The sequence below is a fragment of the Salibacterium halotolerans genome, assembly GCF_900115625.1.
Lineage (GTDB): Bacteria > Bacillota > Bacilli > Bacillales > Marinococcaceae > Salibacterium > Salibacterium halotolerans.
Genome location: NZ_FOXD01000001.1, coordinates 39,750 through 51,749 on the forward strand (window position 1 = coordinate 39,750; position 12,000 = coordinate 51,749).

General features: G+C 48.5%; 11 protein-coding genes. 9 read left to right on the forward strand and 2 right to left on the reverse strand.

Annotation, left to right across the window (positions count from 1 at the left end):
* Positions 1-9: 9 nt before the first annotated feature.
* The 8 genes from BM124_RS00175 (at position 10) to BM124_RS18660 (ending at position 8,439) form a co-directional block, all read left to right on the forward strand.
* Positions 10-456, forward strand: coding sequence for a hypothetical protein (locus BM124_RS00175; RefSeq protein WP_093334631.1), 447 nt, complete (start codon positions 10-12; stop codon positions 454-456).
* 88 nt (positions 457-544) lie between these two features.
* On the forward strand, positions 545-733 hold the full coding sequence (locus BM124_RS00180) for a hypothetical protein (RefSeq protein WP_093334632.1): 189 nt from the start codon (positions 545-547) through the stop codon (positions 731-733).
* A 178-nt stretch (positions 734-911) separates the two neighbouring features.
* Positions 912-1,889, forward strand: coding sequence for a formylglycine-generating enzyme family protein (locus BM124_RS00185; protein WP_093334633.1), 978 nt, complete (start codon positions 912-914; stop codon positions 1,887-1,889).
* A gap of 50 nt (positions 1,890-1,939) precedes the next feature.
* On the forward strand, positions 1,940-2,707 hold the full coding sequence (locus tag BM124_RS00190; protein ID WP_170840881.1) for a MurR/RpiR family transcriptional regulator: 768 nt from the start codon (positions 1,940-1,942) through the stop codon (positions 2,705-2,707).
* Between the two features lie 181 nt (positions 2,708-2,888).
* The gene (locus BM124_RS00195; protein ID WP_093334635.1) at positions 2,889-4,667 is read left to right on the forward strand and encodes a sulfatase; all 1,779 of its coding nucleotides are present in this window, start codon (positions 2,889-2,891) and stop codon (positions 4,665-4,667) included.
* A gap of 152 nt (positions 4,668-4,819) precedes the next feature.
* Positions 4,820-6,739, forward strand: a complete 1,920-nt coding sequence (locus BM124_RS00200; protein ID WP_093334636.1) for a beta-glucoside-specific PTS transporter subunit IIABC — start codon at positions 4,820-4,822, stop codon at positions 6,737-6,739.
* Between the two features lie 28 nt (positions 6,740-6,767).
* A complete protein-coding gene (locus BM124_RS00205; RefSeq protein WP_093334637.1) occupies positions 6,768-8,222 on the forward strand; it encodes a glycoside hydrolase family 1 protein in 1,455 nt (484 codons plus the stop codon).
* 61 nt (positions 8,223-8,283) lie between these two features.
* Entirely contained in the window at positions 8,284-8,439 is a 156-nt protein-coding gene (locus tag BM124_RS18660; RefSeq protein ID WP_170840882.1) for a hypothetical protein, read from the forward strand.
* A 111-nt stretch (positions 8,440-8,550) separates the two neighbouring features.
* Here BM124_RS18660 and BM124_RS00210 read toward each other — a convergent pair whose 3' ends face one another.
* Positions 8,551-9,858 carry an MFS transporter gene (locus BM124_RS00210; RefSeq protein WP_093334638.1) on the reverse strand — a complete coding sequence of 436 codons (1,308 nt, stop codon included), beginning with the start codon at positions 9,856-9,858 and terminating at the stop codon, positions 8,551-8,553.
* Between the two features lie 810 nt (positions 9,859-10,668).
* On the opposite strand from BM124_RS00210, the gene BM124_RS00215 reads away from it, so the two are divergent.
* Positions 10,669-11,508 (forward strand): nuclease-related domain-containing protein, encoded by an 840-nt coding sequence (locus BM124_RS00215; RefSeq protein WP_170840883.1) that lies wholly within the window; start codon positions 10,669-10,671, stop codon positions 11,506-11,508.
* Positions 11,509-11,537: 29 nt separating this feature from the next.
* On the opposite strand, the gene BM124_RS18665 is transcribed toward BM124_RS00215, so the two are convergent.
* Positions 11,538-11,705 (reverse strand): hypothetical protein, encoded by a 168-nt coding sequence (locus BM124_RS18665; RefSeq protein ID WP_170840884.1) that lies wholly within the window; start codon positions 11,703-11,705, stop codon positions 11,538-11,540.
* Positions 11,706-12,000: the final 295 nt, after the last annotated feature.

Here is a 12,000-nt window from a genome sequence, read left to right on the forward strand (position 1 = left end):
TCTCGGCTTATGATCAAGAAACGCAAGATACTGCTAACAGGAATTGCAGCGTTGGGATTGGCGGTTACCGCCGCCTGCTCCTCCGGGGACGGCTCAAGTGAGAGCAGCCAGAACAACGAGGAAACGTCACAGGAGCAGACGGAAAACCAAGATCAGCAATCTGAAAGCGAGCAGCGCGCGGAAGAACAGCAGACGTCCACCGAACTCAATTCCAACAGCGACCTGAAGTCACAGCTCGAAAGTGAAGAGAGCGTGCAGGAAGCCACGGTGCAGGAAGTGAACGGTGAAAACGAACAGCAGGTCAACATTGATATTACGATTGCCTCCAACCAGGAGCTGACCGAAGAGCTGAAAACCACCTATTCCGATATGATCCGGCAGGTGTATCCGGATCAGAATGTGAGCCTTATCTACGCCAAAGGCGGCGAACTGCTCGAGCAGACCACACTTGAATAATCGACAGATAATGAACCCCCGTTCCTCCCGGTGATAGGGAGGAACGGGGGTTCTTTTCTGTATTGAAGAAGGAGAGAGTTGAGGTGGGGTGGAGACACTAACGGATGAATATACTGCCGTAGTGTCTCCGGACGAAGCGTTTGTGGATACTATGAAACCTGTCCGGGAAAATAGTGTGCACCGGCAGTTATCATCAGCCATTAAGCCGCAATTTCACCGGAATATTGTCCACAAAAACAGATTCGGTGGATATTATTTCCTGAATACCATCATGTAGTGTCCGCCACGCAGCTTCATCCAATATCATTGATCAATCGAAGCCGGGTCTCCACAGTAACTACTTGCAGTCCGACGTCTAATTGATTGGAAAGCGTGCAGGCGATAACGTACAATAGACGAGCAGGAATCGTAACGAAAAGATGGTTCTATCCTATGAGAAGGGAGAGGTGTGTGTCATGGAACATAAGGAAAATCAGAAGTCATGTTGTGCGGGAAGCCGCTCGATGGTAGATGTTGATTTTACGGCAAGCAGAAATGAGGAAAATATCGGTGTGCCGAGCGGGAACACAACGAGATTCCGTGATAAACTTCAGTACATCCCGGGCGGGGAGTTTCTCATGGGCACTGATGATGAGGAAGGCTTTAAGGCAGATGGAGAGGGGCCTGTCCGAAAGGTGACCGTATCCCCTTACTATATCGATGCGTACACGGTGACCAACCGCGAATTCAGCAGATTTGTAGAAGAAACAGGGTACCGCACCGAATCAGAAGAATTCGGCTGGTCGTTTGTTTTTTATTCTTTTCTGCCGGACAACCCAGGCGTGAAAACCCAGCAGCTCCCTGCCATTCCGTGGTGGTATGCGGTCGGGGAGGCGTACTGGTATCAGCCGGAAGGACCGGGTTCTTCGATTGAAGATCGGATGGACCACCCGGTGATTCACGTATCATGGAATGATGCCGAAGCTTTCTGCCGGTGGGCAGGGAAACGTCTTCCCACTGAAGCGGAATGGGAAATGGCAGCCCGCGGCGGATTGGAACAGAACCGCTATCCATGGGGAAATGAGTTGACGCCGGGCGGCGAACACTACTGCAACATATGGCAGGGTACGTTTCCTGAAGAGAACACGCTGGAAGACGGATTTAAAGGAACGGCGCCGGCGCGGTCTTTCTCCGCCAATGGATATGGACTTTACAATGTCTCGGGAAATGTATGGGAATGGTGTTCGGACTGGTTTGATACGTCGTATGAAAAGCGGGAGTCTATCAATCCAACAGGACCGGAAACAGGAGACGCTAAAGTAACACGCGGCGGCTCCTACCTGTGTCACTATACCTACTGCAACCGGTACCGGGTGGCGGCGCGCAGTTCCAACACGATCGACAGTTCGACAGGGAATATGGGTTTCCGGTGCGCCGCTGATGCCAAAAACTGAACAATGGTCTTTTCCTCCGCAGAGAACTTCCAAACCAGGGAGGTATGCTCGTGAAAATTGAAGAGCTGATAAATACTAATTTTTCGAGTTTGAGTGAAGGAGAAAAGGAACTCGGCACCTTTATTCTGAACAACAAACAAGAAATCAGTGATTTAAGCATCAACATGTTTGCCAGGAAAAGTTTAAGCTCTAAGTCTTCGATACTGAGGTTTGCACAGAAAATTGGGTTCAGCGGCTATACGGAAATGAAAAATTTCATGAAATGGGAAACCGAACTCTTCGAGCACAATGTTACGCATAAAGACTTTGCCGACTCGTTAATTCAAAGCGTGGAGCAGACGGTAACGAATCTGATGAACATGGACCTGTACCAGGTCTGCCGGGCGATTGAAGACAGCTCGAATGTCTACGTGACGGGGACAGGCCAGCTTCAGCAGAACTGCGCCCAGGAATTGCAGCGGATCTTTCTCGGTATGGGGAAAAACATGCAGATCGTCCCGCTCGATATTAATACGAACCTGTATCAGCTCGTAGTAGAGAGGATGACAGCTGAGGACATGATGGTTGTTATTTCAGGCAGCGGTAACAACCCCGCTCTGAAAGAGGCCCTTCATATTCCTATGTTGAAAAACGTGAAAATTCTCGCGGTGACCGGTTCCTATACAAACTGGCTGATGAATCATGCTGATTATGGAATGCCTGTGTACAACGAAATCAATCCCGCTTCCATCAGTACATCAAGTGCCTTTCATAGCGCCATTGATGTGTTGTCTTATCATTATTTTGAATACAAAAATAATCTGTTAAGCAGAAATTAGGAAGAAAACCCCGGACAGTCGGATGCACTCTACTGTCTGGGATTTTTTTATTGAAATGATAACGTTCCCAATCGGTGAAACCGTTTCCCACAAACCGTTGCAGCCCTTCTTTTTTGGGACATCTTCATGCATGATGGAAATACATACACAGAACAGAGGCTGCATGGAAGGAGATAGACCAATGAAGGCGATTCAACTGATGTTTGACACGTTGAAAAGGGATTACTTGACTCCTTATGAGCATACAGATGTGAGCACGCCGAATTTCAAGCGCCTGCAGCAGAAAACGGTTCAATTCGATAATTTTTTTGCCGGCAGTCTTCCCTGCATGCCGGCACGCCGCGATCTGCACACAGGACGATATAACTTTTTACACCGCGGTTGGGGGCCACTGGAACCGTTTGATGATTCCATGCCTGAGATTCTTAAATCCAAAGGCATTTACACGCACATGGTAACGGACCACAAGCACTACTGGCGGGACGGCGGTTCTACGTATCATCCGCGTTATTCTTCCTATGAACTGATACGCGGACAGGAAGGTGACCGCTGGAAAGCAAGAGTGAATAAGGATACAGACGTGGCTGGCATTGAACATCTGCCGGATGCGTTTAAAGCGAGAAAAGCAGAAAGCATGTCCCAGGATTTTGTGAACCGCGAATACATGGAAGCTGAATTGGATCATCCGATGGCGAGAACCGTTCAAGGCGGGCTGGATTTTCTCAAAGAAAATAAGGATGCCGATCAATGGTTTCTGCAGATTGAATGTTTCGACCCTCATGAGCCATTTTTCGTTCCTGAAAAGTATTTAGCGATGTACGGGCTTTCCCAGGATGATTTCAACGGCTGGCTGCTTTATTCTAACGATGACTTCACGAACGAAAAAGCGGAAGTGATGAAAGGGTACTACAAGGCACTTGTAACGATGTGTGATGATTATCTCGGAAAAATCCTCGATGTCATGGACGAACAGAACATGTGGCAGGATACGATGCTCATTGTCAACACGGACCACGGCCTGCTGCTTGGCGAGCATGACTGGTGGGGCAAAAACATCATGCCGGTCTACAACGAGATTGCTCATCTCCCGTTTTTCATCTGGAACCCGCAGCTCCAGGTTCACGATGAAACGAGGGATCAACTCGCGCAGAATATTGATGTCCCGGCGACTATTCTGGAATTCTTTGACCTCGAGGTGCCGGAGATGATGAAAGGAAAACCGCTGCGCTCTGTGATTGAATCGAACGATGTCATTCACGAGTCAGCCCTTTTTGGTAATTTCGGGAACAACATCAATGTGGTGGACGGAGATTACATCTATATGAGAACACCTTATCCGGGAAGAGAGGACTATCTCTATGAGTACACCCTCATGCCGATGAGAATGAACAGCCGCTTCAAGCCGGAGGAACTGAAAGGGGCGGAGCTGGATCACTCCTTTTCCTTCACCAAAGGGGCCGGCGCACTGAAAATACAGACGTCTGACTTTATGGCTGAGAGCCACCAGCGGTTTGGCAACAAATTATTCCATCACGCTGAGGACCCCGGTCAGAAATACCCGATCACCGATCCGGAAAAAGAGTTTGAGATGATCGTCAAAATGAAGCAGCTGATGGAAGAAAACGAAGCACCTTCTTCGCTTTACGTCTATTACGGTCTTGATCATATTCACAGCGTCGAGGACGTACGGCAGGAGCAGGAAGAATTGAACAGGGAGAAAGAAGCTGTCAGTGAACATATCCATTTCGCCGACTACATGGTGAAGGAAGGGTATTTAACGCTCATCGCTTCCATCCAGGATACTCGGAAAAAAGAACAGATACAACGTGATCTTCAGGAAATCAGTGAGCAGCACAAGGTGACGGAGAATCATTTAAGAAACTGGCTCCAGCAGGAGATGGATGAAAAGGACCGGGCTTTTTTGACCTACCAGTTAAATATGGCTCTTCGTATCGATTAAAGGAATGACGCACGCTGTAAAAACAGGGTGGATGATTCGTCCACCCTGTATATCGGCCTTTATTTGTAAGGGGTTGCAATTATTTATTTTTTCACATGCAGGTTGAGTGAAAGGGATTTTTTGAATGACACAAACAGAAGGACGTGCTGAAGATGAAATATAAACAATTAGCCAATGACATTATAAAACATGTTGGCGGAACGGAAAACGTGAACAATGTTGTACACTGTGTCACGCGTCTTCGTTTTCAATTAAAAGATGAAGGCCAGGCAGACACAGATGCGCTGAAAAACATGGACGGTGTGGTTACGATTACGCAAAGCGGCGGCCAGTACCAGGTTGTCATCGGCAATCATGTGCCCGATGTCTATCAGGCAGTCGTGGAGGTCGGCGGCTTTCAGAAGCAGGACACAAAAGAACAGGACGATCAGTCGGATAAAAAGGTATTCGACAAGCTGATTGATATTATTTCAGGTATTTTCGCCCCAATTCTCGGGGTGCTTGCCGCATCCGGTATGATCAAAGGTTTCAACGCTTTCTTCCATGCCATTGGGCTCTACACAGAAGAGTCCGGAACCTACCAGATTCTGCAGGCAGTCGGCGATGGACTGTTCCATTTTTTTCCTATATTTATTGGTATGACAGCCATGAAAAAGTTCAACGGAAACCAGCTCGTTGGTATGGCCATCGGTGCTGCTCTGACTTACCCGGCACTTACTGGTTTGACAGAAGGCGATCCGCAGTATACGTTGTTTTCGGGTACGTTATTTGAGTCTCCGATTCATATCACGTTTCTCGGCATACCGGTCATTCTCATGACGTACTCTTCGTCAGTGATTCCGATTATTTTATCCGCGTTCGTTGCGTCAAGATTTGAAGGCTGGCTGAAAAAAGTCATTCCGGATGTTGTGAAGACGTTTCTGGTACCGTTTTTCACCTTATTAATTATTGCTCCGCTGACGTTTCTTGTTATCGGTCCAATTGCTACATGGCTTGGAACGATCATTGGAAGTGGAACCATCTGGGTTTTTGAACTCAGCCCCATATTAGCTGGTTTTCTACTTGGAGGATTATGGCAGGTCTTTGTCATGTTCGGATTGCACTGGGGCTTGGTGCCGATCGGCCTGAACAATATTTCGGTCAACGGGTCCGATCCTATTCTGGCCTACATTTCAGCTACTTCTCTTGCCACAACCGGTGTGGTTCTGGGTGTGCTGGTTAAAACAAAGCAGAAACAGTTAAAATCATTATCGATTCCCGCTGCGATTTCAAGTGTGTTCGGTGTGTCCGAGCCGGCCATTTACGGCATTACCCTGCCGTTAAAGAAACCGTTCATCATTACCTTAATTACATCCGCTATCGGCGGCGCTGTGATGGGATTAATGGGAACACGGGTGTACATGCTCGGAGGTCTTGGTATTTTCGGTATTCCATCCAAAATCGGTCCGGATGGATTGGATATGGGATTCTGGGGCGGTATGATAGCAATGGGTCTGAACGTTATTGTAGGTTTTCTTTTGACGTATTTCTTTGGAGGAATTGGTCAGAAAGACCGCGAAGCGCTGGGTGCCGATGCAAAACAGAAGCAGGGTGCAGCTGAAGAAGACAATCACGACATCGTCAGTCCCATGCCGGGACGGGCCCTGCCTTTATCAGAAGTGCCGGATGAAGCGTTCTCTACCGGACAGCTCGGAAAAGGGCTTGCGGTAGATCCTTCCGACGGGGTTGTTTTTGCCCCAGCTTCCGGTGAGATATCCGTATCATTCCCGAGCGGCCATGCCGTTGGAATCACCACTGATCAAGGCGCGGAGCTGCTCATCCATGTGGGACTCGATACGGTGCAGCTGAACGGGGACTATTTTGAATCCCATGTGAAACAGGGAGACCGTGTGGAAAAAGGACAGAAGCTGATTGATTTTGATATAGATAATATCAGGCAGTCGGGCTACTCTGTTGTCACACCGGTCATCGTGACAAACAGCGGTGACTTCGATGAGCTGCATATGACAAAAGCAGAAGAAATTAACGTTGGTGACTACCTGATGAAGGCAGAAGCACCAGACCGAGCGTAACGTTTACTATTAAGAAGGAGGTCATTCGATGTCACGTAACAGTTTTCCGGAAGGGTTTTTATGGGGTGGCGCCACTGCCGCCAATCAGGTGGAAGGCGCCTATCAGGAAGGCGGGAAAGGACTGAATCTCGCCGATGTGCTTCCCGGCGGACAGGCCCGTCTCCGTCTTCTCACAGAGCCTGGTTTTGATTTTGAAATGGACCGGGATACGTATCGTTACCCCAACCATGAAGCGATCGACTTTTATCACCGGTACAAAGAAGATATCGCCTTGTTTGCGGAAATGGGTTTCAACGTTTACCGCATGAGTATTGCCTGGAGCCGTATTTTTCCGAATGGAGATGAAGAGGAACCGAATAAAGAAGGGCTGGCGTTTTATGACCGTGTGTTCGATGAACTGCATAAGCACGGCATCGAGCCGCTTGTCACGATTTCCCACTACGAAACGCCGCTGCATCTGATCAAGGAGTACGGCGGCTGGAAAAACAGAAAGCTCGTGGACTTTTTCGAACGCTATGTGATGGTTCTTTTCAACCGCTATAAAAATAAAGTGAAATACTGGCTGACCTTCAATGAAATCAACGGTGCTGTGCATTTTCCACTGTTTGGACTCGGTTTTTCAGCGACGAGTGAAGAAACGCGGCTTCAGGAATCGTTCCAGGGGCTGCACCATCAGTTCGTCGCAAGTGCCAGAGCCGTTCAGCTTGGTCATGATATTATCCCGGACTCCCGCATTGGCTGCATGCTTTTGTATGCGCCGACCTACGCTTATGATTCCAATCCGGAAAATGTGATGCACGCACTCGACGAAGGACGGATCTTCAATTTCCTGTGCGGGGACGTGCAGATCCGCGGGGAGTACCCCGGCTACAGCAGACGGTACTTCGAAGAAAACGGCATCGACATCGACATGGAGGAAGGCGACCTGGAGACAATCGCAGAAGGCACCGTCGATTTCATTTCTCTCAGTTATTACATGTCCAAGACGGAGAAAAAAGAGAAATCAGAGGAAGAGCTGAGCAGCGGTAATCTGCTGCAGGGCGTGAAAAATCCGTTTCTCGCAGCTAGTGACTGGGGATGGGAAATTGATCCGACGGGACTTCGTATCGCATTGAACGAGCTGTATGACCGTTACCAGCTGCCGTTAATGGTCGTGGAAAACGGGCTCGGCGCCTACGATAAGCTGGAGGACGACGGCAGCATCCAGGACGATTATCGGATTGAGTATCTCAAGAACCACATCCAGGCGATGCGGGAAGCGGTTGAGGACGGTGTTGATCTTATCGGTTATACCGCCTGGGGCTGCATCGACCTCGTCAGTGCCTCTTCCGGCCAATACGCCAAACGGTACGGCTTCATCTATGTGGACAAGCACGATGACGGCAGCGGGACACTGGAGCGTAGACGGAAAAAATCATTTTACTGGTATCAGGAGGTTATCCGGACGAACGGAGCAAATCTCGAAGGCCCTTCAGATGAATAATAGCGCGACCCCCGTTGGAGAAACGGGGGTCGTTTTTTGAGTGGCAGGGTGTGGACACTAGTTGATAGATGGGACAGCTTTAGTGTCCATGGAAGTGGAATTGGTGTACACTATCAAGCTGGCGCAGACGGATAGTGTACACGGGCGGCTGGCAGGGGCCACTAACGCAGAGTTTGAGCATGATAGTGTCCACGGAACTCACTCCGGTGGACACTAATTATTTTTCCGAGTTCCTTAGTATCCAAACCACCTCCCGCCACTACCTATGTCGAGGCATAACCTGCGTACAAAAAGATCCCGGGCAGCAAACTGTCCGGGATCTGTTTCTCTATTGTTCTTTTACTTTGTCTTCACTTATCACTTCACCAAATCGTTCTTCTTCAATCGTGCTGAGTGATTTACCCAGTGTATTAGGCGCAAGGGCTACGCCGATGATGAGGTGGATGACGAGGAATATAATCATGACGATACCGGCCGCCTGAAAGCCGAGTGTGGCCATAACGGTTGGCAGAACAAACGACCAGATGGCGATGCCGGAACGGACGATGAAAAACATTAGTCCCTGCGCACTTGCTCTGTAGCGGGTCGGGAACAGTTCTGCGGCCCACAGTCCGTAAAAAGCCTGCGCTCCAATGCCTGCCGATCCTCCCCACAGGATAACGAATGTGATCAGCACCGGCCAGCTCATGCCTGCAAACGTCAGCATCACCCACGCGGCAATACCGGCAACGGCTCCGATGGAAAACAGCAGGCGTCTGCTCATTTTGTCTCCCAGAAGCATAAAGCCAAAGTATGTGAGGACAACGGTAAAGAACCATAGCACGGCCTGAAGCAGATTGGCACTTTCGTTGCTTAATCCCCCGACATTTTCAAAAATATACGGCATGAAATAGCCCATGGCACCGGAGGTCAAGTTCCAGAACAGATAGATCCCGACCAACAGAAAGAGAGCCTGCCGGTTTGCTTTAATGGTGAAAAGTTCAACCAGCATTCCTTTTGAGATAGGGGTGGAATTTTTGGTTTTGTTTTTGGTATCTCTGTCTTCTTTCCAGAGGTCGGATTCGGGAAGTCCCTGCCGTACGTACCAGGTGATAAGGGCTACTACAAATAAATGCAGGAAAATCAAACGGCTTCCCATCAGCTCAAGCGGTGCGACGGCTACAGCCAGCAAAAAGGTGATCATGGGCCCCATCGACCAGGCCAGCTGTGCTGTGCCCACGTGTTTCGCACGCTCTTTGTCCGGCGCCTGCTCTGCAATGTAGGTCCAGGCAGCAGGCACACCCGCTCCGACTGCAATACCGGTGATCACTGTACCGGCAAGAAGCATCGTGAAGTTGACCGATCCGGCCACTAACAGGACGCCGAGCATATAAACAAGCAGATCATACGTATAAATAAATTTCCGTCCCAATTTGTCACTTAAAGGGCCACCGATAAGAGCACCTATCGCGGCACCGAAAGCGTTTGCACTTAATGCACTTAAAAGTCCGACCGCGGTATTATCCAGTCCAAGATAAGCTTCCCATAACGTCAAACTACTGGCAGCGGCGATGATGGATCCGGCTTCAATATAGTTCGCCATGGCCACTGCAATCGTCGCGCGCCATCCGGTGGTACTTTTCTTTCCTATTTTCATTCTCCGCCTCCTTCTTTAAAGCGTTTTCATTTTTACAATTGGTATTTTATAACACAGCATACACAAGGTCAACATAAATCAATATAAATAAATGCAAAAAGAAAAGAAAATAATTTTGTTTTTGTTTGTTATATGTTGGGTTGATAAGGAGAAGAGGGAAAGGAGGAGAGGGGACACTAGTTGAAAGATTTACTGCTTTAGTGTCCATGGAGTGAGGATTGGTGGACACTATCCAGCAAACACAGATGAATAGTATCCCCAGCGGGAGCGAGGGGATACTAGAGCGGGATTGGAGCGGGATAGTGTCCACGGAGCTTACCTCGATGGACACTAATCGTTTTTTCGAGTCCCTTAGTGTCCACACCACTCCCCGGGTCAGGGGATATGCTGCGTGAGAAAAATCTCATGAAGGATGGGGAGAGGAGGAGACACTAGTTGATAGTTATGCAGTGTTAGTGTCCCTGGAAGCAGGGTGAATGGATTCTACGGTTTGGTTAAAGTGGATTAGTGTCCACGGAAGGTAGGGAGGGGACACTAGCGTGGGATTGAGGGGAGGTAGTATCCCCGGACCTTTCTCCGATGGACACTAGCTGGTTTTTTGAGTCCCTTAGTGTCCACACTCATCCCCATGCTGCACCGCGGCCCGACCCGGCACATATAAGGAGCGCCGGCGTTCCATTTTTTTCTTGCTTTTTCTACATAGCTACTATATGATTAATTCAAAATAACCAAGATAGGCGGGTGACCATGTTTCTTAAACCCCGATTTCCCTCCCGAGAACTCCTCTGTCTTCGTTCTCTGGCTCCGCGCATGGAACTTCCCCTGAAATACAGGCAGCAGCTAATGAACATAGAAAAAGGATTGGAAGGTGAAATATATTTTGACAGCCAGCTGCAGGCATTGCCCGACGAGTCTGTGATTTTATGCGATCTTCTTTTTGAAATCAATAACACGCACTTTCAAATAGACACCCTTCTTTTGTCCCACGATGTTGTCCATCTTTTCGAAGTAAAAAACTATGAAGGAGACTTCATGATAGAAAATGAAGTGTGGTACACCACGACGGGATATGAAATCAAAAATCCGCTTCTGCAGCTGCAGCGAAATCAATCCCTGCTGCGGCAGTTGTTTCAGAAGTACCGCATCTCCCTCCCTGTTAAAGCTTCTCTCGTTTTCACCAACCCGGATTTCTATGTCTATCAAGCCTCTTATGATCTTCCTATTATTTTTCCACACCAAATCGAACCGTTTGTTTCACAATGGAAACATGACCCCGTGCAGTTTTCCCATGAATCACACCGGGCCGCTGAAAAACTCCAGGCGCTTCATATAGAGATGTCCCCGTTCCGCCAGTTTCCGGCGTTTACGCGAAGACAGCTGCAAAATGGAATCCGGTGCCGGGCGTGCTCTGCTTTCCTCAAACTGCCGCAGCGGACACTGATCTGCCCGGCATGCGGTAGAGCAGAATCACTGGAAAAGGGGGTCATACGAAACGCAGAAGAATGGAAACTGTTATTTCCCGAAGAGCCGCTTACGACCAGAGGAGTGCATGAATGGTGTGGATTGGACATTGATAAAAAGCGGATTAAGCGTATTTTGAGTAAAAAATACAGCCGATTCGGGAATGGCCGGCGTTCTCATTTCCAGTAGACAACTGTTTCGCAAACACTACGGTTCTGTCACCGACGATTAGTGTCCGCCGACGTCTGTTTGGCCCCACTGACGCTGAAAAGAAGCAGGATAGTGTTCACCGTGCTGCGTATAATGCCCGTTATTTCTATTTCTGCTTCAAACAGTGTCCGTAAAAGGGCTCCTATGAAGAGCAGTGCATGAATTCCTTGTTTCACTTAAGAGGAAAAAGAAGGATGAGAGTAGATATAAGCACCATTCACTGATAGATTTGGGAAAAAATAACGAAAAACCGCCTAAACTATCTGCCCAGGGCCTTCCCAAGCGGCATAGAAATGATACAGAGGAATGATTTTCAACCAAAGAAGTTTCTTCTAAAGTGTAAATAGGGAATGAACGGAATAGGTTTCTATCCCCAACCATTTTTGGGTGGTATGTTTAATACTTGATAGATTCAGGTATACAGCATGTCAGGGCCCGAAAATGTGATAGCAGAATTTCCTAAGGAGGAGA